Source organism: Pseudotabrizicola algicola, assembly GCF_010915705.1.
Classification (GTDB): domain Bacteria; phylum Pseudomonadota; class Alphaproteobacteria; order Rhodobacterales; family Rhodobacteraceae; genus Pseudotabrizicola; species Pseudotabrizicola algicola.
In genome coordinates, this window is sequence record NZ_JAAIKE010000012.1 from 1 (window position 1) to 22,268 (window position 22,268).

Sequence of the window (22,268 nt, forward strand, 5' to 3'; positions counted from 1 at the left end):
CTTCAGATGTCAACAGCAGCTTCCGCCACCGCACCAACCGCTTCGTTCCGCGTTCCCGCATCACTTCCGCTTCGGTGAGGCGCTGTTTAGGTCCAAGAAAATAAACACGCAAGCAGAAAAGTTGAGCCCGCACGCACTTTCTTGAAAACACCCAAGTTTCCTTGGCGAAAATCGCTGAAAAATCTTCGCGCGGCGGATGCCGGAAGCCGCCCGTCGCCTGCCGGATGCCCTGAATCGCGCTCCTTCGCCCTCGAAACAGGGGAATCGACCGACACACAGCCCGATCCGCGACTCGCCGCGCGCGCAGCTCCGGCGTGACGGCAGGCGTCGCAGCGAGGGCGCAATATCGCCCCGCCCCGAAGACGCACCCAAGGACGCCAAGGCGCGCGCAAGCAGCCATAGACCGACCCTGCAAAGCCACGGCAGATCAACAAGCAGGATGGCACTGGACACAGCACGATGCGCCCTGATTTCCATCTGCCGATTTTAAATTGAAAAAGATGGTGCCCAGAGCCGGAATCGAACCAGCGACACGCGGATTTTCAATCCGCTGCTCTACCAACTGAGCTATCTGGGCACCGTATCAAACGATCTCTCGCTTGGTAGCGGCTGAATAGACGAGGGTTGCGGGACTGTCCAGAGGGTCGCGGGAAAAATCTGGTGGCAGGCAACTTTTGTTTCGGGCTGTCCGGAACGGCCACCGCCAAGTGGGTCTTCATCCTGTTGCAAAGGGGGTGCGCCGCGCAGCCGAAGGCAAACACGGGTCTCCTTTACGGCCCGCGCCTTGGTGGCGGACGGAGACTTTTGGTCAGACGCCAGAGGCGGGAAAGGGAAGCGGCGCTCCGTCACGCTGTCGCCAGACTGCGCCGTTGCCAGAGCCCACCTCTTTAAGCAGGCCAAAAGGCCGAAGGACGCGCCGGGATCTTGCCCGTCAAGGGGCGCTTGCAGGCTGCCAAGCATCCGGGGCCGCCGGCGCGGGGCCCATCCGTTCCCTGACCCGCTCCGGCAAACAGACGGGTCGGCGGCGCAGGAAGGCGCCCCCGCCGCGCAAAGCCCGCGCCGCGCCCCTTCAGTCGCGCAGGGGGCCGTCTTCGTCACCGGCAGCGCGCGGGGTCTCCTCCTCGCCCTCGGGCGCGGGGATCGCATAGCTTTCGTTCAGCCAGCGGGCCAGATCGACATCGGCGCAGCGGCGCGAGCAGAAGGGGCGGTATTTCGCATCGGTCGGCTTGAGGCAGATCGGGCAGCTCATGCGAACAGCTCCCGCGCCACCTCGGCCAGCGGCAGGCGGTCGCGCTTGCGCGTCAGCTCGTAAAGACCGAGCGTCGTCCATCCGGCCAGATTGGCCTCGCCATCACCCTTGAACGCGGCCTTGATCACCTGATCGAGGATGGCGCGGTCCTTCTTCGACATCGGCGCGAAATCCACCACCACCTGCCCGCCAAGGCCGCGCAGCCGCAACTGGCGCGGCAGATCGCGGGCGGCGGCGATATTCACCTTCAGGCTGGCGGCAGGGCTGGTGTCGGGTCCGGTGTTCACATCCACCGCCACAAGCGCGCGGGTCGGCTCTATCATCATATGCCCGCCCCCCGTCAGGTCGACACGCGGCAGCAAAAGCGCCTCGACCATCGCGTCGACGCCATGCGCTGCAAAACCGCCGGGTTCCATCACCGCCTCGTCTGGCGCAGGGTCCAGCCAGTCGCGGAACGCAATGTCATGCGCGCCCGCGCCATCGACCAGCAATTCCGCCTCGCCTTGCGTATCGGCCAGAACCGCCTCGGCAAGGCCACGCATCGCGGCGATATCCTCGGCAACCGCGTCCTCTTCGGCCTCGGCACAGGCCGAGCGCAGGATCAGGCCCAGATTGGCCGCCGCCCCCGCCATGCCCGCGCCCGCAAGATCGGCCAGATCGGCGCGCAGATCCTCGTCGCGGATACGGCGGCTGATGTTCAGCCCCGGCGCATCCGGGGTCACGATGGCAAAGCGCGACTTGAACAAAAGCCGCGTGGTCACCGGCAGGGCTTTTCCGGCCTCGGCAGGCCCCGACACCTGCACCAGAAGCCGCTGGCCGGGCGCGATGCCGCTGATCTGGCGCAAAAAGCCCGACCCGCCGGGCAGTTTGACGAAAATGCCGCCCTGCCCCTTCACGGGGCGGTCGGCAATCGCGCGGTAGATGGCACCGGGCAGCACCGCATCACCTTCGGGGTCCACCGACAGCTCTTCGAGCTGCCCGTCCACCACCAGCGCCGCCACCTGCCGCCCGCCGATCTCGTCGGCGATCACCACACGACCCTTCATGCCTGCCTCCAGACCGGATAGCCGATGGCCTCCAGCAACACCGCGGTTTCCGCCACCGGCAACCCCATGATCCCGGTATAACTGCCCTGAATCCACGGGATCAGCGCGCCCGCAAGCCCTTGGATGCCATAGCCGCCCGCCTTGCCCTGCCAGTCACCGCTGGCAAGATAGGCATTCAGCTCGGCATCCGACAGCCGCTTCATCTTGACCGTGCTCACCGACTCGCGCGTCAGGATGCGCCCGCCGCGCCGCACGGCCACCGCCGTGATCACCTCATGGCGCCGCCCGCCCAGCAATGTGAGGAATGCCGCCGCCTCTCCGGCATCGGCAGGCTTGCCCAGAATCCGGCGGCCCAGCGCCACCGTGGTATCGGCACAGATCACCACGTCATCGGCATCTGCCTCCACGGCCAGCGCCTTTTCCCGCGCCAGCCGCGCGCAATAGGGGCGCGGCAATTCTCGCGGGTGCGGGTCTTCGTTGATGTCGGGGGGCAGGATGGCATCAGGGAGAAGCCCGATCTGCGCCAGAAGCTCCTTCCGGCGCGGGCTTCCCGATCCGAGGATCAGCCGCAATTTACTTGAAACGATAGTTGATACGGCCCTTCGACAGGTCGTAGGGGGTCATTTCCACCTGCACCTTGTCGCCAGCCAGAACGCGGATGCGGTTCTTGCGCATCTTGCCTGCCATCACCGCGATCAATTCATGGCCATTGTCGAGTTCAACCTTGAATGTCGCATTCGGCAGGAGTTCCTTGACGACACCGGGGAATTCGAGAATGTCTTCCTTGGCCATGGTCACTCCAATAAATATGAGCCCGCGGGAACCGCAGGCCATAGGCGGGGCATATGCGCCCGATTCTCTGGGTTTTCAAGAGGATTCTGCCCCGAGGGCGCGCTCATCGGCCTTTACAGGCCTCTTCGCTGGCCCGGACTACGGCCAGCGCGATGACGCCCGTAAGGGCGGAAGAGCCCCCGGGGCAGATCACCGCGCCAGCCGCGCCCCCTGTTCGTCCCAGTGCAGGTGGTTCAGCACGCGCCCGTTACGCCGCACCTCGCGGATCGCCGCAAGGCTGACCCCGGCCAAGGCCCAGCCCGGCGCGTTCAGCGGCGTTTCCGCCAGAATGCCGGTGGGCGGAAAGCCAAGATCGGGCGGGCCATAGATCGCGCCGGAGCCCACGTTTTCATCCACCGCCGGGCAGAAATCGCACAAGCCCACCGTGGGCGATTGCGCGACAACGCATTGGTTTTCGAGGGCCCGCGCCATTGCCCCGATCCGCACCCGCGTGAACCCGGCCAGACTGTCGGTGCAGGACGGGGCCAGCAACACCTCGGCCCCCTGCTCTACCAGATGCCGCGCCAGCAGCGGAAACTCGCTGTCATAGCAGATGATCACCCCGATCCGCCCCAGATCTGTGTCAAACGGCGCAAGGCCGCGCCCTGCCACCACATCCCACTCTTCCCGCTCGAACCGCGTCATGATCTGCTTGTCCTGATGTCCGATGATCCCGTCGGGCCCATAGAGCGTGGCGCGGTTCACCGGGCGCGCGCCTGCAAAGAACGGCCGCGACGCCCCGAGGATCAGGCAATCATGCCGCCGCGCCAGTTCCAGATGCAGCGCATCGGTTGCCGCGCCATGCCGCGACACCTCGTGCAGCGCGGCTTCCAGATCCCCCGCCACCGCCCGCCCGCCAAGGCTGGAGAGTTCCATCGAGCCATATTCGGGAAAGACCAGCAGCTTGGCCCCCTGCCCCGCCGCATCGGCCACCCAGGCGCCCAGCTTGGCGGCGTGATCGTCGAAATGGTCGAACCACGTCAGATCATAGGCGGCGGCGGCCAGACCGAACCCGCTCACAGCGCGCGCATCCAGAATTGCAGCGGTTTTCTGGTCTCCACCTCATCCCCCACGTCACGCCATGAAAACTCGGCCAACATCCCGGGCAGCGGCGCATAGCCCCGCCCCCGCCAGAAGGCATCGTTGCTGCGCGCCTCTGCCGGACGGGCCGGATGCCCGTCGGGCCGCTGCACCGAGCAAAAGGCCACATGGCTGCGCCCCAGCGCACGGGCATGATCCTCGCGCAGGTCGAAGAAGCGATGCCCCAGACCAAAGCCGCGATACTCGGGCAGCACCACCGATTCGGCACCATACAGGATCGCGCTCAGCGGCAGGCCCAGCCCCGCCAGCGGCGCGGCGAATTCCTCGGCATGATCCTCCATCGGGGTCGAGGTCGAGGCCCCGATCAGCCGATCCCCGTCAAAGGCCCCGACCAGCAGCGCATGGGCGGAGTCGCGATAGGTCTGCAGATAATCGCGCTCGTACTCCAGCGTGCCGTCGTAAAGGTAGGGCCAGTCGCGGAACACCGCGATGCGCAGGCCCGCCACCGCATCAAGCTGCGCCTCCAGTTCCGCCCCCTGCAGGGCGCGCACCGCGATGCCCTCGGGCAGCGCCGCGCGGGTCATGCCGACACCTGTGCAACCCAGTCCGACAGGTTGTAGAACGTGGTGATCCGCGCGATCTTCCCCTCGCGCAGGTCAAAGAACGCGCCCGCAGGCAGCACATAGCGCTGGCCCCGCGCCTCGGGCAGGCCGGGATCGGTCTGCAGATATTCGCCATGCACCGTGAATTCCGCCGCGCCGCGGGTGCCGTCCTCGCTGGCGAAAACCACCAGATCGCGCAATTCCTCGCGATAGCTGACGCCCATATGCGCGCAGAATTCGGCAAACTTCTCGCGCCCGCGCCGGATGCCGCCCTCGTTCACCCGATGCTCTACATCGCCGGTGACAAGCGCCAGCATCCCGGCAGGATTGCCGGCGTTGAAGGCGGCGTAATAGGCGGCAAGAAGGGATTCGGCATCAGTTCTGGACATCGACAAGGCTCCGCTGTTTTGCCCGCACGATAACGGCTTTGCGACGGATGCCTAGGCCCCTTTTGCCGGGCAAGACGGGGGGGCCAGCCCCCCCGCCCCCCCGGAGTATTTGGAAAGCAGCAAGCCTCACAAAGCGGCAAGTGCCTGCGCGATCGCCTCGGCCGCCGGCGTGGTGGGGCGGCCGATCAGCCGCGACAGGGTGCCGCTGTCATCCTGCAAGGCCCCCTTGGCGGCCCATGCATCGCTGTCGGCAAGCACGCGGGCAAAGCCTTCGGGCAGGCCGAACCCGATCAGGATCTCGGCATAGCTTGCCTCGGGCAGGCTGTCATAGCGCATCGGCTTGCCGGTCTGGCGGCCCAGTTCGGCGGCAAACTCCGCCATGCTGAAGGCGCTGTCGCCCGCCAGTTCATAAACCGCATCCTCATGGCCCCCTGTCGCGGCGGTGACCGCAATTGCCTCGGCAAAATCGGCACGGGCGGCGGCAGAGAACCGCCCCTCCCCCGCCGCGCCGATCACCGCCCCGTGCGCCAGCGCCGGACCGATGGAGCCGGTGAGGTTCTCGAGATACCAGCCGTTGCGCAGGATCGTGCAGGTCAGCCCCGAGGCCTTCAGCGCCGCCTCGGTCGCGATGTGATCCTGCGCCAGCAGCATCGGCGAGGCATCGCCCTTGAGGATGGAGGTGTAGATCACCCGCCCCACCCCTGCCGCCTGCGCCGCGCGGATCACGCGGGCATGCTGGCCCGCACGGTCGTTGAAATCGCTCGACGAGATCAGCACCAGCACCTCCACCCCTGCGAGCGCCGCGACATCGGGCGCGGTGTAGTCGAAGGCCCGCACCTCCAGCCCGAGGCCCGCCAGTTTCCCCGGGCTGCGGGCAAGGGCGACCGGCGCAAGGCCGCGTGCGGCAAGGGCGGCGAGGGCAAGGCGGCCGAGCTGGCCGCTGGCTCCGGTGACGGCGATGGTGGTCATGACGGGCTCCTTCTGTTTGCGATGTCTTGCAGATAGAGCCTTCACTTCCGATCCGTAAGTACCTACATTTTTGTAAGTATACCGCAGAGGCGCAGATGACCCCCTCCACCACCGCACAACACCTGATCGGCCAATGGGAGCGCGGCAATGTTCTGGCCGCCGATTGCCCGTCTCGCGCCATCCTCCAGCACCTGACCAGCAAATGGGGGGCGCTGGTGATGGTCACGCTCGCCACCGGCCCGCACCGGTTTGCGCAGTTGCGCCGCCGCATCAACGGGGTAAGCGAGCGGATGCTGGCCCAGACCCTGCAACAGCTTGAAGCGGACGGCTTTGTGCTGCGCGTCGCGCGCGATGTGGTGCCGCCGCATGTCAGCTACAGCCTGACCCCGCTCGGCACCGAAGCGGCGGGCCATGTGCTGGCCCTCACCGCCTGGATCGAGGCGAGCCTGCCGCGCATCCTTGGCCCGCAGGGTGCAGGCGGGACCGCCGCCGCCGCGTCCTAGCCGGCCTCCGCCGCGCCCTCCTCGGTCGGCGCGCCAAAGCGGCCCACCATACGGTCGCGGATCTGGTCGCGCGCCTGCCGATAGGCGGAAAGCTTGCTTTCACGCGATTCGCCAAGGCCCGTCGGGTCAAGGATCGGCCAATACTCGACATCCAGATGGAAATGCCGCGTCAACTCCAGCGCCATGCGCTGGCTGGCAGGCGACAGCGCGATGATCAGGTCGAATTGCGACAGATCATCCCCCCATTCCTTCATTTCCTCGAAACTGCGGCTGCGGTGCCGCGACAGCTCGATCCCCCATTCACGGCTGACTGCCACCGAGAAGCCGTCCACCTCCATGTCATTGCGCACCCCGGCCGATTGCACATAGGCGCGCTGGCCGTAGAACTTCTTCATCATGGCCTCGGCCATAGGAGAGCGCACCGCATTATGGTCGCAGCAGAACAGAACCGACTGGGGGAAATCAGCCAAGCCCTACCCCCAGTGCAGAACGCAGATCAGCGTGAACAGCCGCCGCGCCGTATCGGTATCCACCTCGGCCTTGCCCTCCAGCCGCTCCTGCAGCACCCGCGCCCCTTCGTTGTGAATCCCGCGCCGCGCCATGTCGATCGCCTCGATCTGGCTGGGCGGCAGGCGTTTCACCGCCTCGAAATAGCTCTCGCAGATCTGGAAGTAATCCTTCACCACCTGCCGGAACGGCCCCAGCGACAGATGGAAGGCGCCCACCGGCTCTCCGGCCTCGGACCCGATCTCGAACACCAGCCGCCCGTCGCGGATCGCAAGGCCAAGCCGGTAGGGCCCCGGCGGCACCGGCCGGTCCTCGCGCGCGGGGAGGGCAAAGGAATTCTCTTCCAGCAGATCGAAGATCGCCACACGGCGTTCCTGCTCGATCTCCGCCGTCGGGCGCGCCAGCCCCCGGTCATCGATCTCGATATGGCAAATGCGGTTCGTCATGGGCAGGGCCTTGCTCGTGGATACCGAGGTGATGCCCGAGCCGCGCGCATGGCGCAAGCCCGAAGCGCACCCGCACCGCTAGGGCGCGGCCTCCCCCGCCACGGGCGGCAACGCCGGCGCATCCAGCCCGCCAAAGGGATCGGCCCAGAACGGCAGCGCCTGCAACCGCGCCGCCCAAGCCGACAGATGCGGATACTCCGCCAGCGGCAGACCTGCCACGTCATTGAACGGCAGGAACGTCGCCATGCGGAAATCGGCATAGCTCAGCCCGTCCGCCATCAGCCAGTCCCGCCCGGCCAGTTCCGCCTCCAGCAGGGCCGCCGCCTCGTGAAACAGCGCCAACCCCTCCGCGATCAGGGCAGGGTCCACCGGACCAAGCCCGTAGCGTTGCTTGGTGCCGCGCTCGAAATGCACCATGTCGCAGGCCCGCACGAAGGTCTCCTTGCCCCAGCTGATCCAGCGGATCATGTCGGGCAGCGCCGCGCCCGTCCGCCAGAACGCCGACCCCGCCCTCTGCGACAGGCGGCAGGCAATCGCATCCGCCTCCCACAGCGCCCGCCCGTCCTCCACCAGAATCGGAATGCGCCCCCAAGGGTTCAGCGCCAGAAAGCGCGCCCGCTCTGCCGGATCGAAGGGCGCGCACCATTCGAAGGTGACAGGCACGCGCACATGGCGGGCCACCGCAACCGCAAGGCGCGGGTTGGGGTTGCGCGAATAATAGAGGATGCAGGGCATCGGCGGGCCTCGCAGCAGCGACTCGCCACCATCATGGCGCAGCCCCGGCCCCCTGTCACCTGCCCCCTGTCTCCTGCCCGCCGTCTCCTGCCCGCGACCGCTCACCCGTTCAGCCGGTCCAGCCGCGCCCGCACGCTCAGCCCATGCGCCTCGAGGCTCTCGCTGATCGCCAGCCGCTCCGCGCTGGGGCCGATGGCCTTCAGCGCCTCGGGCGTCATCCGCGCCATCGTGGTGCGCTTCATGAAATCCAGCACATTCAGCCCCGACGAGAAGCGGGCCGAGCGCGCGGTGGGCAGCACATGGTTCGGCCCGCCCACATAATCGCCGATCGCCTCCGGCGTCCAAGGCCCGAGGAAGATCGCCCCCGCATGCGGAATGGCATCGGCCAGCGCCTCGGCATCCTCCACCATGATCTCCAGATGCTCGGGCGCAATCCGGTTGGCCAGCGCCGCCGCCTGCGCCAGCGTCTCCACCACGATCACCGCGCCATTGTCGCGCCAGCTCGCGCCTGCAATCTCGCGCCGCTCCAGCGTCTCCAGCCGCCGCACCACCGCCTCCGCCACCGCGCGGCCCAGCGCGGCATCGGTGGTGATCAGCAGCGCCTGCGCGCTCTGGTCATGCTCGGCCTGGCTCAACAGGTCCAGCGCGATCCAGTCCGGATCATTGCCCGCATCGGCGATCACCAGAATCTCCGACGGCCCCGCGATCATGTCGATCCCCACGCGGCCGAACACCCGCCGCTTGGCCGCCGCCACATAGGCATTGCCCGGACCGGTGATCTTGTCCACCGGCGCAATGGTCTCGGTGCCATAGGCCAGCGCCGCAATCGCCTGCGCGCCGCCGATGCGGTAAATCTCGTCCACACCCGAAATCTGCGCCGCCAGCAGCACCAGCGGGTTGACCACGCCCCCCGGCGTCGGGCAAGTCACCACCAGCCGCCCCACGCCCGCAACCTTGGCCGGAATCGCATTCATCAGCACGCTTGACGGGTAAGAGGCGAGCCCCCCCGGCACATAGAGCCCCGCCGCCGAAACCGGGGTCCAGCGCCAGCCCAGCCGCGCCCCCGCCGCATCCACCCAGCTTGCATCCTCGGGCCGCTGCCGCGCGTGATAGGCGCGGATCCGCTCCGCCGCCAGTTCCAGCGCCGCGCGGTCCTCGGCAGAAACCTTGGCAATCTCGGCGGCAATCTCGGCTGGCGAGAACGCCATCCCTGCCGCATCCAGCGTCAGCCGGTCATAGCGCGCGGTCAATTCCAGCACCGCCGCATCGCCGCGCGCACGCACATCGGCAAGGATCGCGGCCACCGCCGCATCCACATCCTCCGCCTCCTCGCGCTTCATTCCCAAAAGCGCGGCAAAGCGCGCCTCGAAATCCGCATCGGTCACGGTCAAGAACTCAGGCATCGGCGCATCCCTCGCAAGCTTTCGCCCCAGATAGCGCGCCCCCGCCCCCCCCTCAACCCGCCAATTGCGATTGCCGCCTGCCCATCACCCCTCACCGCCGAAGTGCCCAGCCGCCCGCCGCCCGCCGGTTGCCATCGCACCCCGCCCGCCGCTCCCGCCCCGCAGCCCCCCGGCCCGCGCCCGCCGCCAACCCCGCCGCACCACGGCCGGACTCCCTCACCGCGCCCCAAGACCGCACAAGCCCCAGAGGCCAAGGCCCGCCCAGCCCGCCCCCTGCATTGCTGCTTTCGAAATACTCCGGGGGGGCGCGAAGCGCGGGGGGCAGCGCCCCCCTCCGCCCTCAGACCGCAGGCGCTGCCGGCAACCGCGCCCAGAACCGCGCCATCAGGCTCACCGCCGCGCAAGCCAGCCCGATCACCAGCCCCAGCCACAGCCCCACCGCGCCAAGCCCCAGCGGGAAGGCCAGCACATAGCTCGCCGGCATCCCGATCAGCCAATAGCTGATCGCGGCATAGATCATCGGCACCCGCGTGTCCTGCACGCCCGCCAGCAGGCCCAGCGCCATCACCTGCATCGAATCGGCCAGCTGGAACAGCGCCGCACAGGCCAGAAGCGCGGTGCCAACCAGCAGGATCGTCGCCCGTGCCGGCTCGGCAGGGTCGAGAAACACCGAAATCAGCGGCTCGGGCAGCGTCAGGAACAGCACCACCGTCAGCCCCGCCACCGCCAGCGACAGCCCGATCGCCACCTTGGCCCCCAGCCGCATCGCCGCATGATCCCCCGCGCCGGCAAAGCGGCCCGTGCGCACCGTCACCGCATTCGACAGCCCCACATGCACCATGAAGGTCAGCGCGGTGATCTCCAGCGCAATCCCGTGCGCGGCCAGTTCCACCGTGCCGATCCAGCCCATCATCAGGGCGCTCGCCTGAAACAGCCCGCTCTCGGCCAGCCCCGTCAGCCCCATCGGCCAGCCCAGCCGGAACACCGCCGCAAAGGCACCCCAGTCGGGCCGCCAGAACCGGATGAACAGCTGATACCGCCGCAACCCCGGCAACAACCCCGCGTAAAGGCACAGGAACAGCAAGGACAGCAGCTGAATGATCACCGTCGCAATCGCCGCCCCCCGCACGCCCAGTTCCGGCGCGCCCCAGTTGCCAAAGATCAGCGCCCAGTTGATCGCCGCATTCAGCGGCACCGCCGCCACCGTGATCCACAGCACCACCTGCGTGCGCTCCAGCGCCGACAGATAGCTCTTGAGCACCATGACCAGCAGCGCCGGAATCATGCCCAGCCCCGCGATCCGCAGATAGTCCTGCCCCAGCGCCGAGACATCCGCCGCCTGCCCCAGCGCCAGCAGGATCGGCTCCGACCACCAGAACACCGGATAGATCAGCACCCCGAACAGGATCGACAGCCACAGCCCCATCCGCGCCACCCGGCGCACCTGCACCTCGTCGCCCTGCGCCTGCGCATTGGCCACCATCGGCATCACCGCCTTGGCAAAACCGGACCCGAGGATGAACAGCACGAAAAAGCTCGATGCCGCCAGCACCCCCGCCGCCAGCGGCACCACCCCGTACCAGCCCAGCATGATGGTATCGGTCACATGCAGCCCGAACTGCGCCACATGGCTGCCGATCAGCGGCAACCCCAGCGAAAGCGTCGCACGGACGTGATCCGGCACGGTCTGTGCCGGAGCGGGGGAAAAGCGATCATTTTTCATGCACAAAGCGATACGCCGCGCCCCGTGCCGAGGCAAGCCTCAGAGTGACCCCGCCAGCAGCAGCAGCGACACCGCCGCAATCAGCGCCCCCGCCACCACCTCCACCCCCGGCAACACCCGCGCGAGACCCGCCCCGGGCAGCGCGGCAAAGGCCCCCTCGCGCGCCCAGAACGCCAGACCCGCCACCACGATCGTCACCGCCGCAGTGCCCAGCCCCATCGCAAAGGTGCCCGCCACCCCGGCCCAGCCGATCCCCATCGCAAAGGTCAGGATCAAGAGGAACAAGGCCCCCGAACAGGGCCGCAAGGCAATCGCCCCGACCAGCAAGGCCGCATCGCGGGCGGAAGCCACCCCGGCCACCTGCGCCGCGCTCGGCCCATGCGCATGGCCGCAGCCGCAAGCCCCGCCGTCCACATGCGCATGGGGATCGTGGCCGTGCCCGTCGTGGCTGTGGCCATGAGGCGCGTCATGCCGCACAGCCCCCGTCGCCGCCGTGGCCGCCCGCCCCTGCGCCACCAGTCCGCGCAGCCCGCGCCACACCAGCCAAAGCCCCAGACCCGCCACCAGAGCATGCGAGAGCGGAACCATCGCGGCCTCGGCAAAGCCCTCCATCCGCGGCCGCGTCCAGCCCAGCAGAAACGCCCCGCCCGCCACCAGCGCCACCGCCACCGCCGCCTGCGCCAAGGACGAGGCCAGCGCCAACCCGGCCAGCACCGGCAGGCGCACGCGCCGCGCCATGCCATAGCCGCCGATCACCGCCTTGCCATGCCCCGGCCCGACCGCATGGAAGAAGCCGTAGGAAAAGCACACTGCCAGCAGCGCCGACCACGCCCCCGGCTCGCCCGCACGCAAGGCCCGCACCGCCGCGGCCAAGGCCTCCTGCACCGCGCGCTGCTGTCCCGCCGCCCAGACCGCCAGAGGCTCCAGCCACCCGCCGGCCCACGAGAGCGCCAGAGCCAGGGCCACCGCCAGGCCCGCCAAAGCCAGACCGCGCGCCAAAGCCGTCATTCCCCCCCGCATGAAATCCGCGCCTCCTCGGCATAGGCCGCCCCGATCGCCGGAAACTCGCTCTCGGCATCCGCCGACCCGGCGAGTTCATCCAGCGCCGCCTGAAGCCGCGCATCCGCCGCCTCGCGGTCCGGCTCGTAAACCTGCACACGGCAGCCTTCCCCTCCGGTCAGCACAGGCGTCTCCGCGATCAGATAGGAGGTGTAGAAGGACGGATCATAGACCTGCACCACCAACTCCTCCGCACCCAGCGCCACCGGCGCCGCCAGACGCCGCAGATGGGTGGACCTCAGACTGCCATCCACATAGGCCGCCGTCGGCTCCAGCGGGCCTGACAGCGCCAAGGGCGCCTCGCCCAGAAGCGCATAGGTGTCCCCCGCGAAATCCTCATGCCACCCCATGTCGAAACCGGCCAGCGCCGCCTCTTCCTCGGCTGTCAACACGCCGTCAAAATCGGGGTCATACCCCTGCTCGGCCACATAGGTCATCGAGAACAGGGAATCGTACCGCCAGCCGATCCGCAGCGCCTCGGCCCGCCCCTCGGCATCGAAGATCACCTCGATGGTGGCATCGATGAACACATGGGGATGCGCCGACACCGCCACAGGCAGCGCCACCAGACCTCCCAACATTGCCGCAAAACCCCATCGCATGGGCCGGAGCCTAGCCCAAAGCGCCGCCCGCCGCCATGCCCGCAAGCCACCCAAAACGCCGCATCAGCAGCGATCTGCCAAACCGGCGCCAGAGCCCTTGCGCGCCCCTTGGTCCCCCGCCGCGACGACGCCGGCGTCAGGGGCCAGATGCCCCGCACCGCCCCGGCAACGCTGCCCGACTCCACCCTTGCCGAGGACGCGGCGGCGTGCTGCTATCCGCCCAGCCCAGAAAGGACAAAGCCATGCTGACAATCTACGGCGTCTACCGATCCCGCGCGATCCGCCCGCTCTGGGTGCTCGAAGAATGCGAGGCCCCCTTCACCCATGTTCCGGTGATCCAGGCCTATCGCCTGACCGGCCCCGCAGGCCCCGGCGCGCCGCTGAACACCGCCATGCCCGAATACCTTGCCATCAACCCGCTGGGGCAGGTGCCCGCCATGCGCGACGGGGCGCTGCTGCTCACCGAATCGCTGGCAATCTGCCTGCACATCGCCCGCAAATACGGCGGACCCCTCGGCCCCGCCTCGGATGACGAGGCGTCTGAGATGGAACAATGGGCGCTCTTCGCGGCCACGGCGGTAGAACCCGCCGCCATCGAAATCCTCTACACCACCCGCGACGGACAGGCAGAGACCCCGACCGGCCAGGGCATCATCCGCCTCGCCGCCGAAAAGCTCAGACGCCCGCTGGCCCGGCTGGAAAAGCATCTCACCAGCCGCGACTGGTTGATGAACCGCTTCACTGCCGCCGATATCATGGTGGCCGAATGCCTGCGTTACGGCCAGACCTACCAGCCCTTGCTGGCAGACCACCCGAACACCGCCCGCTGGCTCGCCGCCGCCCAGGCCCGACCCGCCTTCCAGACCGTCTGGAACCGGCGCGCAGCGGAACCCGAGTAGGGGGGCCAGCCCCCCGCGCTGCGCGCTCCCCCCGGAGTATTTCGAAAGCAGCAATGCAAACACGCCTTGTCTTGCTGCTTTCCCAAATACTCCCGCGCGGAGCGCGCCCCGAGGAGACGCGGTGCAGCCGCGCGACGAGACAAAAACAATGCGGCGTAGCCGCTCTGTCAGATTACCCGTGGTCCGGCAGAACCGCCCGCCAGTCATGCTGGTCCCGAAAGCCCAGCACCTCGCGGATCTTGCGGTTCGACATCAGGCTGTCCCACGGCCCCAGGTCTTCCGTCACCGGCACGCCGGGGAAGAAGCGGGCCAGCAGGTCGGCGTTGGGGATGTTCATCCCGTTGGTCGAGTTGCAGGCGTTGAAGACCTGATAGCCCAGCCCGTCCTTCTTCAGGCACAGGTCCACGATCTGCCCCAGATCGCGGGCGTCGACATAATTGAACGCATTCCTGCGCCGCATCTCCGGATGGGCAAAGTAGCGGGGGAACAGCGTTTCATATTCATGCGGCTCCACCACATTGCCGATCCGCAATGCGTAGATGTCGGCGCCCGAGCGCTGCGCAAAGCTGCGCGCCGTCACCTCGTTCACCTTCTTCGACGTGCCATAGGTGTCCATCGGGTCGATGTCATAGTCTTCGGTCAGCGGCAGCCTGTGCGGGTCGGTCACCCCGTCGGCAAAGCAGATGCCATAGGTCGTCTCGGAGGAAGCGATGATCACCTTGGCGATGCCCAGCTTCACCGCCGCCTCGATCACGTTGTAGGTGCCGACGACATTCACCCGCCAGGTCTCGGTGTCCGGGCACATCATCATCCGCGGGATCGCGGCGAAATGCACCACCGCGTCAAAGGCGCGCGCGCCCTTCCCGGTTTCCAGCTCGTCATAGCCCGCGTGGGAATGCATCGCCGAATAGACCTGCCCCGCATCGGTGATATCGCCGATCAGGTCATGCACGCCCTGCCCCCCCAGCGGCACCTTGTCGAAGTTGAGCACCCTATGCCCCTGCCCCACCAGATAGGGGATCACATGTTTGCCCGCCTTGCCCGATCCGCCCGTGAAAAACACCCGCATCTTCTGTCCTCCGTTCCAGATTCCCAGACCTAGGGCAGCCACACCGCCCTGACAATGGCCCAACATCTTGCGCCCCCTGCCCCGCAGGTGATCTAATGCGCCCCAGCCCTGACCCAGAACAAGAATCGAGCATGACATGGCCAGTGACCTCCTTTCCGCCGCCACCCCTGCCTACAACGCCGCTTCCATCGAGGTGCTCGAAGGGCTGGAGCCGGTGCGCAAGCGGCCCGGCATGTATATCGGCGGCACCGATGAACGCGCGCTGCACCACCTTGTCGCCGAAATCCTCGACAACGCGATGGACGAGGCCGTCGCCGGTCACGCCACCCGGATCGAGATCGAACTCCAAGACGGCAACACCGTCACCATCCGCGACAATGGCCGCGGCATCCCCGTCGATCCGCACCCCAAGTTCCCCGGCAAATCCGCGCTGGAGGTCATCCTCTGCACCCTCCACGCGGGCGGCAAGTTCGGCGGCGATGCCTATGCCACCTCGGGCGGCCTGCACGGCGTCGGCGCCTCTGTCGTCAACGCGCTGTCAGACCACATGCGCGTCGAGGTGGCCCGCAACCGCGAGCTTTTCGTGCAGGAGTTTTCCCGCGGCATCCCGCAAGGCCCCGTCGCCAAGGTCGGCCCCGCCCCCAACCGGCGCGGCACCAGCGTGACCTTCCACCCCGACCCCGAGATCTTCGGCTCCCTCACCCTCAAGCCCGCCCGCATCATGAAGGCGGCGCGGTCCAAGGCCTATCTCTTCTCGGGCGTCGAGATCCGCTGGAAAACCACCGTCAACGATGGCGAGACCCCGCTCGAGGCCACTTTCCACTTCCCCGGCGGCCTTGCCGATTACCTCAGCGACACGCTGGCCAAAACCACCACCTATGCCGACCGCCCCTTCGCGGGCAAGGTCGGCTTCACCGAGAAATTCAACGTCCCCGGCTCGGTCGAATGGGCGATCAACTGGACGCCCGCGCGTGACGGCTTCATCCAGTCCTACTGCAACACCGTCCCCACCCCCGAAGGCGGCACCCATGAATCCGGCTTCTGGGCCGCGATCATCAAGGGCATCCGCGCCTATGGCGAGCGGGTCAAGAACCGCAAGGCCGACCAGATCACCCGCGACGACCTCCTGACCGGCGGCTGCGCCCTCGTCTCCTGCTTCATCCGCGAGCCGCAATTCGTCGGCCAGACCAAGGACCGCCTCGCCACCGAAGAGGCCGCCCGCTATGTCGAACTCGCCGTGCGCGACCACTTCGACACCTGGCTCGCCGCCGACCCGAAATCGGCGGGCGCGATCCTCGATTTCCTGATCCTGCGCGCCGAAGAACGCCTGCGCCGCCGGATGGAAAAGGAAACCGCCCGCAAATCCGCAACCAAGAAACTGCGCCTGCCGGGCAAACTCACCGATTGCACCGCGAAAAACCGCGAAGGCACCGAACTGTTCATCGTCGAGGGCGACTCGGCGGGCGGCTCGGCCAAGGGCGCGCGGTCACGCGAGACGCAGGCGCTCTTGCCGCTCAAGGGCAAGATCCTCAACGTGCTGGGCGCGGCGTCGAGCAAACTCAACGACAACTCCGAAATCCGCGATATCTGCGAGGCGCTCGGCGTCCAGATGGGCACCAAGTTCAACGTCGATGACCTGCGCTATGACAAGATCATCATCATGACAGACGCCGACGTCGACGGCGCCCATATCGCCAGCCTTCTGATGACCTTCTTCTTCACCCAGATGCGCCCGCTGATCGACAAGGGGCACCTGTATCTCGCCTGCCCGCCGCTCTACCGCCTGACGCAAGGCCCGCGCCGCATGTATGTGGCGGACGAGGCGGAAAAAGACCTCTGGCTTGCCAAGGGCCTCGGCGGCAAGGGCAAGATCGACGTGCAGCGCTTCAAGGGTCTGGGCGAGATGGACGCGAAAGACCTGAAGGAAACCACGATGGACCCGGCCTCGCGCAAGCTGATCCGCGTCAGCATCGACGAGGACGAACCCGGCATGACCGGCGATCTGGTCGAACGCCTGATGGGCAAAAAGCCGGAACTGCGCTTCCAGTATATTCAGGAGAATGCGCGGTTTGTGGAGGAGTTGGATGTGTGAGTGAGATCGGGTTTTTTAAGAAAATTGCATTCATATTTGCAGCTTGGCTCGCCACAAGAAATAGAATTCCGCAAACTTACGCACTAGATAATTCTGCTGGTTGCAAATGGAACTTTTGCTCACTTTATTTGCGTTTTGTTGACGACCCCTGCTTTGAGAGCTTCCTTGTTTGTGAACGGCCTAGTTGGAAAGGTCTTTCAGGGTTGGGTTTCTCAAAGGTTAAAGACTATCCAATCGGATTCGATCTTTCAGAACCACAGTCACCTAGCAAAGGTGTATCATGGATCGAGGGAAACATGTCTCTGCCATTCGAAACGATAGGAAATTTTAATGTCGAGTTCAATAGGATCTATGGCACTAAATCGATCGCGTATTCATCAGTATGGCGGTATCTTTGGGGTGAGTTATTTCACCTTCACTTTTGGATGGATTGCACAGAAGTAATTTCTCGCTGGTGGTTCAAATATCGTTTCGACTTTACTCCTGAAAGAATGAATATACTAATTGAAATTGTTGAATGGAAACGACGAGATTTAAAATCTCAGCGAGTTCGCTCGTTGGGAAGCGAATTCTCACACATTGAACTTTTCACTGTAATCGCTACATGGCGTGCTTGGAGCCTCTCAGATCATAGCAGGCATCTAGCAGAATTAAAATTCATCTTGGACTCTCTCGTAAGCACCGGAGAGCTAAGTCACGAGCCTAACGGCAGATATACGTTGAATGCAAAATCTCTAGCAACTATTTCTGCATATGAAACCGACAATCGAAAGCAGCATCGCTCTGAACGTAATAATAAATTAACTCTATTTTTGACTTTTGTGCTAGCCCTAGCTGCGATTTTAGAATTATTTTTAAAGTAACCCTGCTCCGTCAGATTTGCTCCCCATCGCTGCACCTTGGGGACAGGTTAAAAAAGTGCGCTTGGCCAACGAAACGGCCCTCGCAGGCGTGCTCGGGCGTTCACCGTGAAAACACTCCACTGGACTGCTTTCAAAGCCGGTTCACCTTGCCTTCCCTCCCCCCCCATCTTGACCCCACAGGCTCCGCCCCAACCACCGGGGCACCCCTGATGCCTGCACGCTTCCACCCCACCACCGATTGGCTCAACCACCCTCCGGCAAGCCCCTCCCACCAATTCCCTTGAAACTTCCGCCCCCGCCTGCCGTATCCTACTGCAGGAGGACCCCATGACACAGAAAACCGCCCTCATCCTCGCCGTTCTGCTCTCGCTTGCCGCCTGCAAGGAAGACAAGGCTCCGTCTGAACCTGTCGCGCCATCGATGGGGTACTGAAACAGTCCGCCGGACCGCTTTCGCAGCGCGCTGCCCGCCGCCCCTCACCCGCCCCGTTTCACCACCAGAAACGACAGCGCATAGACCAGCGGCACCGCAAAGGGGATGGTCAGCGCGGGCAAGGGGCCGGGCGAGTCGTGCATCATCATGAAGGGCCAGGCCACCGCGACCCCCAGAAACCAGCCCAGAACAATCGCCGCGATGATCCGTCCGATGAACAGCATGTCGCCTCCCGCAAGCCTCGGGCCAGCATAGCCGCTTTTGCGGCCTGCCCCAACAGCCCGCGTGAACACAGGCCATGACGGTGAAACCGGTCGCGATCCGCGCGATGGCACGGCGCGCCCTTGCCAACGGGCGGCCAAAGCCCCATCCTTTCCCTACAGGCTCCGCCCCGCCTCTGCGGGTGCACCCCTGATGCCTGTCGCGCCCTCGCAGGGCCGATGTGCAGCGATCCCTCCGGCATGGGCTGGCGGGAACCTCGGCACGAAAGGGAAAGCCATGGGAAAAGAGAAGAACAAGGGCAACAAGGAAGCCAAGAAGCCCAAGAAAGAGGTCGTCAAGGTGCTGGCCACCGCCAATGCGGGCCTGTCCAAGGATGGCACCACCATCGCGGGCAAGCGCGTCAAGCAATAGCGCGGGGCGGGGTTGCCTCCGCCTTATCACCGCGCATTGGCCGAGGCCGCAAGGTCCGTGCCGGTGCGCGGTGCGATGGCGGGGCGATGCGCCCCTGCCGCGCCTCAGTCGGCGAAATCCTTAACAAACCCTGAATCCCGCAGGGTCAAGCTGTTGAATTCATTGCGACTCCCCCCGTGTAACACAGGGGAGCCCGCGCCCGCAGGCTCAGCCGCGATTGCCGCGCATCGTCTGCAGCAGGTCCCACCCCGCCAGCGCCACCGTGAACCCGATGACCACCATCAGGTCCACCCGCTGCACCTTCCACACAAGGATGCCCAGAAAGGCCACGAAAATCGCGAAGGCCAGCACGGCCAGGATATTGTTCATCGGATCAGGTCCCTTCATTCGGCGAGAGGATATGCTGGGTCAACCAGCGCGCGGTCCGCAGCAGCCGGGCATCATCGCCGCGCCGCCCCACAAGCTGCACGCCCATCGGCAGGCCGTTCCCGGCGGTGAACAGCGGCAGCGTGATCGCAGGCACCCCGGCCAGCGTCCACAGCCCGTTGAACACGGGCGAGCCGGTGGAGTCGAGCCCCGCCGGCGCAGGTCCGCAGGCAGCGGGACAGAGGAGGGCATCGCAGCGCTCGAACACCTGATCCAGCGCGGCATTCATCACCACCCGCCAGTCCTGCGCCGCGATATAGTCGCGCGCCAGCACCGCCTTGCCCTCGTCCAGCGCGGCCCGCAGCGGGGCCGACATCAGATCCCGCCCCCGCCGCTCCAGCCCGAAGTAACATTTGGCCATCTCGGCGAAGTTGATGGCCTGACGCGCGGCGGCCAGACCCTCGAACCCTGCCAGCGGCACCTCGAAGCAATCCGGCAGGGTCGCAGCCAGTTCTGCCATCGCATCCAGCATTTCAGGCTCTGCCTGATCCTGCTCGGGCAGACGCACAAGGGCAAAGGCCGGGGTGACGGGGGCCTTGGCCATCGCCACGTCGAGAAGTCGCGGCACCGGCACCGGAGCGGTCGCGGCATCGGCCGGGTCATGGCCCGTCAGCACCTCGGCCAGCAGGGCGCAATCCTCGACCGATTTGCCGAAGACCCCGATCGTATCCAGAAACGGCGACTGCATCAGCACGCCGGTGCGCGGGATCAGCCCGAAGCTGGGCTTGAAGCCGACCACGCCGCAAAAGCTGGCGGGGCGGATCACCGACCCGCCGGTCTGTGTTCCGATGGCCAAGGGAACCATGCCTGCCGCAACGGCGGCGGCAGAGCCTTGGCTCGACCCGCCCGGCGTATGGCCGGGGTTATGCGGGTTGCGCGTCTTGCCCGGATGCATGAAGGCACATTCCGTCGTCACAGTCTTGCCCATGACAATCGCGCCCGAGGCCCGCAGGCGGCTGACCAGCCAAGCATCCTCGGACGGAACCCGCCCCGCGTCTATCGGGGTGCCATTGGCGGTCGGAATACCCTTGGTGTCGATGATATCCTTCAGACCGACCGGAAGCCCGTGCAAGGGACCAATCGGCATGCCTGCGAGCCGGCGCTTGTCCAGGGCGCGGGCCTGCTCCAGCGCATGATCACCATCCAGCCAGGCCCAGGCCTGAACCTCGGGCTCGCGGGCGGCGATCCGGGCGAGGCAAGCCTCGACCAGTTCCACCGCACGCACCGCACCCGAAGCGAGCCGGTCCCGCAGGGTGACCGCATCCAACGCCAGCAGCGCCTCGCCCTGATCAGCGCGAAGGCCCATAGAATGCCTCCGGAAGCGCAAACACGATCTGCGGGAAGGTATAGAGCAGCCCCATACAGATGATGACCATACCGCAATAGGGCAGAACCCCCTTGAAGATGGCGGTCAGCTTGACCTGCGGCGGCGCAACCCCCTTGAGATAATAGGCGCTCATCGCCATGGGCGGGGTCAGGAAGCTGGTCTGCAGGTTCAGCGCGACAAGCACGCCGAAGAACAGCGGGTCGATCCCGAACACAGGCAGCAGCGGCAGGAAGATCGGCACGAAGATGATGATGATCTCGGACCATTCCAGCGGCCAGCCCAGCAGGAAGATGATCAGCTGCGCCATGATCAGGAACTGGAAGGGCGTCAGATCAAGACCCTGCACGAATTCCGCGATCACATGCTCGCCGCCCAGGTAGCTGAACACCGCCGAGAAGGTGTAGGAGCCGACGAAGAGCCAGCAGACCATCGCCGTGGTGCGCACCGTCAGGTAGACGCTTTCGCGCAGACGCTGGAACGTCATGGCGCGGTAGGCGACAGCCAGCACGATGCCGCCGAGAGCACCGATCGACGCGGCTTCGGTCGGGGTGGCCAGACCGAACAGGATGGACCCCAGAACCGAAAATATCAGAAGGGCCAATGGCAGGAAGCTGGTCGCCAGCATCCAGGCCAGCTTCATGAACGGGACCTCGGGCATCTCCTCCTTGGTCGGCTTCGGGGCCAGCTGGGGGTTCAGGATCGACCGCCCGATGATGTAGATCAGGTAAAGCCCGACAAGCGTGAAGCCCGGCAGCAAGGCCCCGGCGTAAAGCCGCACGATCGACACACCCGAAGACGCCGCATAGACGATGAGCATGATCGAAGGCGGAATGAGGATGCCAAGCGTTCCGCCCGCGCAGATGATCCCCGTTGCGAAAGAGTGGTCATAGCGCGCCCTGAGCATCTGCGGCAGCGCCAGCAGGCCCATCAGTGTCACCACCGCGCCGACGATGCCCGTGGCGGTGGCAAACAGCGCGCATGTCACCAGTGCAGCAACGCCCATAGAGCCGGGAATGTTACGGGTGGCAATCGCCAGCGTGCCAAACAGCTTGTCCACGATATTGGCGCGTTCCACGATATAGCCCATGAACAGGAATAGCGGGATCGCGGTCAGAACCTCGTTCGAGATCACCGTGTAGGTCTGGTTCACGAACAAATCGAAGATACGGTTGTTGTAGAACCCCTCTATCCACAGACTGGTGCTGTCCCACCAGCTGGCGTCTTCGGCCAGTCGGTTGTAGGCGCGCCACATCCGGCTCGGGTCGAAATAAGCGTAATACCCAAAGCCGATCCCCAAGGCCATGAGGGTGAAGGCAATCGGAAAGCCCAGAAAGACAAAGGCAATGAAGATGCCCAACATCATGAGGGCGATTTGCGGGTCGGTCACTTTTGCGAACTCCGGAAATGGACGGCGGTTTGGCC

The 22,268-nt window shown here is 65.9% G+C and carries 26 protein-coding genes and 1 tRNA gene; 5 read left to right on the top strand and 22 right to left on the bottom strand.

Going from position 1 to position 22,268, the window contains the following annotated elements; all coding sequences use genetic code 11:
• From G3572_RS21935 to G3572_RS19975, 10 genes are all read right to left on the bottom strand, one after another.
• Positions 1 to 277 (bottom strand): hypothetical protein (locus tag G3572_RS21935; RefSeq protein ID WP_205518831.1); only part of this gene is annotated, 277 nt, incomplete at its 3' end.
• A 224-nt stretch (positions 278 to 501) separates the two neighbouring features.
• Positions 502 to 577: transfer RNA gene (locus G3572_RS19935), tRNA-Phe, on the bottom strand.
• A 492-nt stretch (positions 578 to 1,069) separates the two neighbouring features.
• Entirely contained in the window at positions 1,070 to 1,249 is a 180-nt protein-coding gene (locus tag G3572_RS19940; protein ID WP_164615169.1) for a DNA gyrase inhibitor YacG, read from the bottom strand.
• Positions 1,246 to 2,295: a ribonuclease E/G gene (locus G3572_RS19945; RefSeq protein ID WP_164615171.1), complete on the bottom strand. Its 1,050-nt coding sequence runs from the start codon at positions 2,293 to 2,295 to the stop codon at positions 1,246 to 1,248. Before G3572_RS19945 ends, G3572_RS19940 begins: the two co-directional genes overlap by 4 nt.
• A complete protein-coding gene (locus tag G3572_RS19950; protein WP_164615173.1) occupies positions 2,292 to 2,867 on the bottom strand; it encodes a Maf family protein in 576 nt (191 codons plus the stop codon). The genes G3572_RS19945 and G3572_RS19950 overlap by 4 nt, the downstream gene beginning before the upstream one ends.
• A gap of 1 nt (position 2,868) precedes the next feature.
• Positions 2,869 to 3,087 (bottom strand): translation initiation factor IF-1, encoded by a 219-nt coding sequence (gene infA / locus G3572_RS19955; protein ID WP_054005112.1) that lies wholly within the window; start codon positions 3,085 to 3,087, stop codon positions 2,869 to 2,871.
• A gap of 189 nt (positions 3,088 to 3,276) precedes the next feature.
• Positions 3,277 to 4,146 (bottom strand): carbon-nitrogen hydrolase family protein, encoded by an 870-nt coding sequence (locus tag G3572_RS19960; protein WP_354004074.1) that lies wholly within the window; start codon positions 4,144 to 4,146, stop codon positions 3,277 to 3,279.
• On the bottom strand, positions 4,143 to 4,751 hold the full coding sequence (locus G3572_RS19965) for a GNAT family N-acetyltransferase (protein WP_164615175.1): 609 nt from the start codon (positions 4,749 to 4,751) through the stop codon (positions 4,143 to 4,145). Before G3572_RS19965 ends, G3572_RS19960 begins: the two co-directional genes overlap by 4 nt.
• The gene (locus G3572_RS19970; protein ID WP_164615177.1) at positions 4,748 to 5,158 is read right to left on the bottom strand and encodes a ketosteroid isomerase-related protein; all 411 of its coding nucleotides are present in this window, start codon (positions 5,156 to 5,158) and stop codon (positions 4,748 to 4,750) included. The genes G3572_RS19965 and G3572_RS19970 overlap by 4 nt, the downstream gene beginning before the upstream one ends.
• 126 nt (positions 5,159 to 5,284) lie before the next feature.
• Positions 5,285 to 6,127: an NAD(P)H-binding protein gene (locus G3572_RS19975; RefSeq protein ID WP_164615179.1), complete on the bottom strand. Its 843-nt coding sequence runs from the start codon at positions 6,125 to 6,127 to the stop codon at positions 5,285 to 5,287.
• 95 nt (positions 6,128 to 6,222) lie between these two features.
• Between G3572_RS19975 and G3572_RS19980 the strand changes: the two genes are divergently transcribed.
• Positions 6,223 to 6,630 carry a winged helix-turn-helix transcriptional regulator gene (locus G3572_RS19980; RefSeq protein ID WP_164615181.1) on the top strand — a complete coding sequence of 136 codons (408 nt, stop codon included), beginning with the start codon at positions 6,223 to 6,225 and terminating at the stop codon, positions 6,628 to 6,630.
• On the opposite strand, the gene G3572_RS19985 is transcribed toward G3572_RS19980, so the two are convergent.
• The 7 genes from G3572_RS19985 to G3572_RS20015 all read right to left on the bottom strand — a co-directional run bounded on the left by G3572_RS19985 (position 6,627) and on the right by G3572_RS20015 (position 13,105).
• Positions 6,627 to 7,100 carry an arsenate-mycothiol transferase ArsC gene (locus tag G3572_RS19985; RefSeq protein ID WP_164615183.1) on the bottom strand — a complete coding sequence of 158 codons (474 nt, stop codon included), beginning with the start codon at positions 7,098 to 7,100 and terminating at the stop codon, positions 6,627 to 6,629. The genes G3572_RS19980 and G3572_RS19985 overlap by 4 nt on opposite strands.
• A gap of 3 nt (positions 7,101 to 7,103) precedes the next feature.
• Positions 7,104 to 7,583 (bottom strand): UPF0262 family protein, encoded by a 480-nt coding sequence (locus G3572_RS19990; RefSeq protein ID WP_164615185.1) that lies wholly within the window; start codon positions 7,581 to 7,583, stop codon positions 7,104 to 7,106.
• A 78-nt stretch (positions 7,584 to 7,661) separates the two neighbouring features.
• Positions 7,662 to 8,318, bottom strand: a complete 657-nt coding sequence (locus G3572_RS19995; RefSeq protein WP_164615187.1) for a glutathione S-transferase family protein — start codon at positions 8,316 to 8,318, stop codon at positions 7,662 to 7,664.
• 101 nt (positions 8,319 to 8,419) lie between these two features.
• A complete protein-coding gene (hisD, locus tag G3572_RS20000; RefSeq protein WP_164615189.1) occupies positions 8,420 to 9,721 on the bottom strand; it encodes a histidinol dehydrogenase in 1,302 nt (433 codons plus the stop codon).
• A 340-nt stretch (positions 9,722 to 10,061) separates the two neighbouring features.
• Entirely contained in the window at positions 10,062 to 11,444 is a 1,383-nt protein-coding gene (locus G3572_RS20005; protein WP_164615191.1) for an MATE family efflux transporter, read from the bottom strand.
• A gap of 39 nt (positions 11,445 to 11,483) precedes the next feature.
• A complete protein-coding gene (locus tag G3572_RS20010) occupies positions 11,484 to 12,464 on the bottom strand; it encodes a nickel/cobalt transporter (RefSeq protein ID WP_240335657.1) in 981 nt (326 codons plus the stop codon).
• Positions 12,449 to 13,105 (bottom strand): DUF1007 family protein, encoded by a 657-nt coding sequence (locus tag G3572_RS20015; RefSeq protein WP_164615194.1) that lies wholly within the window; start codon positions 13,103 to 13,105, stop codon positions 12,449 to 12,451. The genes G3572_RS20010 and G3572_RS20015 overlap by 16 nt, the downstream gene beginning before the upstream one ends.
• 242 nt (positions 13,106 to 13,347) lie before the next feature.
• On the opposite strand from G3572_RS20015, the gene G3572_RS20020 reads away from it, so the two are divergent.
• On the top strand, positions 13,348 to 14,004 hold the full coding sequence (locus tag G3572_RS20020) for a glutathione S-transferase family protein (RefSeq protein ID WP_164615196.1): 657 nt from the start codon (positions 13,348 to 13,350) through the stop codon (positions 14,002 to 14,004).
• Positions 14,005 to 14,176: 172 nt separating this feature from the next.
• On the opposite strand, the gene G3572_RS20025 is transcribed toward G3572_RS20020, so the two are convergent.
• Positions 14,177 to 15,073, bottom strand: coding sequence for an NAD-dependent epimerase/dehydratase family protein (locus tag G3572_RS20025; protein ID WP_164615198.1), 897 nt, complete (start codon positions 15,071 to 15,073; stop codon positions 14,177 to 14,179).
• Between the two features lie 136 nt (positions 15,074 to 15,209).
• Between G3572_RS20025 and parE the strand changes: the two genes are divergently transcribed.
• Positions 15,210 to 17,165, top strand: a complete 1,956-nt coding sequence (parE, locus tag G3572_RS20030; protein WP_164615200.1) for a DNA topoisomerase IV subunit B — start codon at positions 15,210 to 15,212, stop codon at positions 17,163 to 17,165.
• Complete coding sequence (locus G3572_RS20035) at positions 17,162 to 18,028, top strand: hypothetical protein (protein WP_164615202.1); 867 nt, start codon at positions 17,162 to 17,164, stop codon at positions 18,026 to 18,028. The genes parE and G3572_RS20035 overlap by 4 nt, the downstream gene beginning before the upstream one ends.
• 476 nt (positions 18,029 to 18,504) lie before the next feature.
• Here G3572_RS20035 and G3572_RS20040 read toward each other — a convergent pair whose 3' ends face one another.
• Entirely contained in the window at positions 18,505 to 18,684 is a 180-nt protein-coding gene (locus G3572_RS20040; protein WP_164615205.1) for a hypothetical protein, read from the bottom strand.
• Positions 18,685 to 18,958: 274 nt separating this feature from the next.
• Here G3572_RS20040 and G3572_RS22330 point away from each other — a divergent pair, with 274 nt between their 5' ends.
• Positions 18,959 to 19,093 (top strand): hypothetical protein, encoded by a 135-nt coding sequence (locus tag G3572_RS22330; RefSeq protein WP_275897806.1) that lies wholly within the window; start codon positions 18,959 to 18,961, stop codon positions 19,091 to 19,093.
• Between the two features lie 207 nt (positions 19,094 to 19,300).
• On the opposite strand, the gene G3572_RS21940 is transcribed toward G3572_RS22330, so the two are convergent.
• The 3 genes from G3572_RS21940 to G3572_RS20050 are packed head-to-tail and all read right to left on the bottom strand — an operon-like array spanning position 19,301 to position 22,233.
• Positions 19,301 to 19,462, bottom strand: a complete 162-nt coding sequence (locus G3572_RS21940; protein WP_205518832.1) for a hypothetical protein — start codon at positions 19,460 to 19,462, stop codon at positions 19,301 to 19,303.
• A 4-nt stretch (positions 19,463 to 19,466) separates the two neighbouring features.
• Complete coding sequence (locus G3572_RS20045) at positions 19,467 to 20,825, bottom strand: amidase (protein WP_164615207.1); 1,359 nt, start codon at positions 20,823 to 20,825, stop codon at positions 19,467 to 19,469.
• Positions 20,809 to 22,233 carry a TRAP transporter large permease gene (locus tag G3572_RS20050; RefSeq protein ID WP_164615209.1) on the bottom strand — a complete coding sequence of 475 codons (1,425 nt, stop codon included), beginning with the start codon at positions 22,231 to 22,233 and terminating at the stop codon, positions 20,809 to 20,811. The genes G3572_RS20045 and G3572_RS20050 overlap by 17 nt, the downstream gene beginning before the upstream one ends.
• Positions 22,234 to 22,268 lie beyond the last annotated feature (35 nt).

What these genes read in the sequence shown, in the direction of transcription:
- parE (WP_164615200.1), top strand. Translation starts at nt 15,210, where the DNA reads ATGGCCAGTGACCTCCTTTCCGCCGCCACCCCTGCCTACAACGCCGCT.
- G3572_RS20015 (WP_164615194.1), bottom strand. Translation starts at nt 13,105, where the DNA reads ATGCGATGGGGTTTTGCGGCAATGTTGGGAGGTCTGGTGGCGCTGCCT.
- G3572_RS20005 (WP_164615191.1), bottom strand. Translation starts at nt 11,444, where the DNA reads ATGAAAAATGATCGCTTTTCCCCCGCTCCGGCACAGACCGTGCCGGAT.
- infA (WP_054005112.1), bottom strand. Translation starts at nt 3,087, where the DNA reads ATGGCCAAGGAAGACATTCTCGAATTCCCCGGTGTCGTCAAGGAACTC.
- G3572_RS19965 (WP_164615175.1), bottom strand. Translation starts at nt 4,751, where the DNA reads ATGACCCGCGCGGCGCTGCCCGAGGGCATCGCGGTGCGCGCCCTGCAG.
- G3572_RS19945 (WP_164615171.1), bottom strand. Translation starts at nt 2,295, where the DNA reads ATGAAGGGTCGTGTGGTGATCGCCGACGAGATCGGCGGGCGGCAGGTG.
- hisD (WP_164615189.1), bottom strand. Translation starts at nt 9,721, where the DNA reads ATGCCTGAGTTCTTGACCGTGACCGATGCGGATTTCGAGGCGCGCTTT.
- G3572_RS20020 (WP_164615196.1), top strand. Translation starts at nt 13,348, where the DNA reads ATGCTGACAATCTACGGCGTCTACCGATCCCGCGCGATCCGCCCGCTC.
- G3572_RS20010 (WP_240335657.1), bottom strand. Translation starts at nt 12,464, where the DNA reads ATGCGGGGGGGAATGACGGCTTTGGCGCGCGGTCTGGCTTTGGCGGGC.
- G3572_RS20045 (WP_164615207.1), bottom strand. Translation starts at nt 20,825, where the DNA reads ATGGGCCTTCGCGCTGATCAGGGCGAGGCGCTGCTGGCGTTGGATGCG.
- G3572_RS19990 (WP_164615185.1), bottom strand. Translation starts at nt 7,583, where the DNA reads ATGACGAACCGCATTTGCCATATCGAGATCGATGACCGGGGGCTGGCG.
- G3572_RS22330 (WP_275897806.1), top strand. Translation starts at nt 18,959, where the DNA reads ATGGGAAAAGAGAAGAACAAGGGCAACAAGGAAGCCAAGAAGCCCAAG.
- G3572_RS19940 (WP_164615169.1), bottom strand. Translation starts at nt 1,249, where the DNA reads ATGAGCTGCCCGATCTGCCTCAAGCCGACCGATGCGAAATACCGCCCC.
- G3572_RS20025 (WP_164615198.1), bottom strand. Translation starts at nt 15,073, where the DNA reads ATGCGGGTGTTTTTCACGGGCGGATCGGGCAAGGCGGGCAAACATGTG.
- G3572_RS20040 (WP_164615205.1), bottom strand. Translation starts at nt 18,684, where the DNA reads ATGCTGTTCATCGGACGGATCATCGCGGCGATTGTTCTGGGCTGGTTT.
- G3572_RS19995 (WP_164615187.1), bottom strand. Translation starts at nt 8,318, where the DNA reads ATGCCCTGCATCCTCTATTATTCGCGCAACCCCAACCCGCGCCTTGCG.
- G3572_RS19975 (WP_164615179.1), bottom strand. Translation starts at nt 6,127, where the DNA reads ATGACCACCATCGCCGTCACCGGAGCCAGCGGCCAGCTCGGCCGCCTT.
- G3572_RS19980 (WP_164615181.1), top strand. Translation starts at nt 6,223, where the DNA reads ATGACCCCCTCCACCACCGCACAACACCTGATCGGCCAATGGGAGCGC.
- G3572_RS21940 (WP_205518832.1), bottom strand. Translation starts at nt 19,462, where the DNA reads ATGAACAATATCCTGGCCGTGCTGGCCTTCGCGATTTTCGTGGCCTTT.
- G3572_RS19970 (WP_164615177.1), bottom strand. Translation starts at nt 5,158, where the DNA reads ATGTCCAGAACTGATGCCGAATCCCTTCTTGCCGCCTATTACGCCGCC.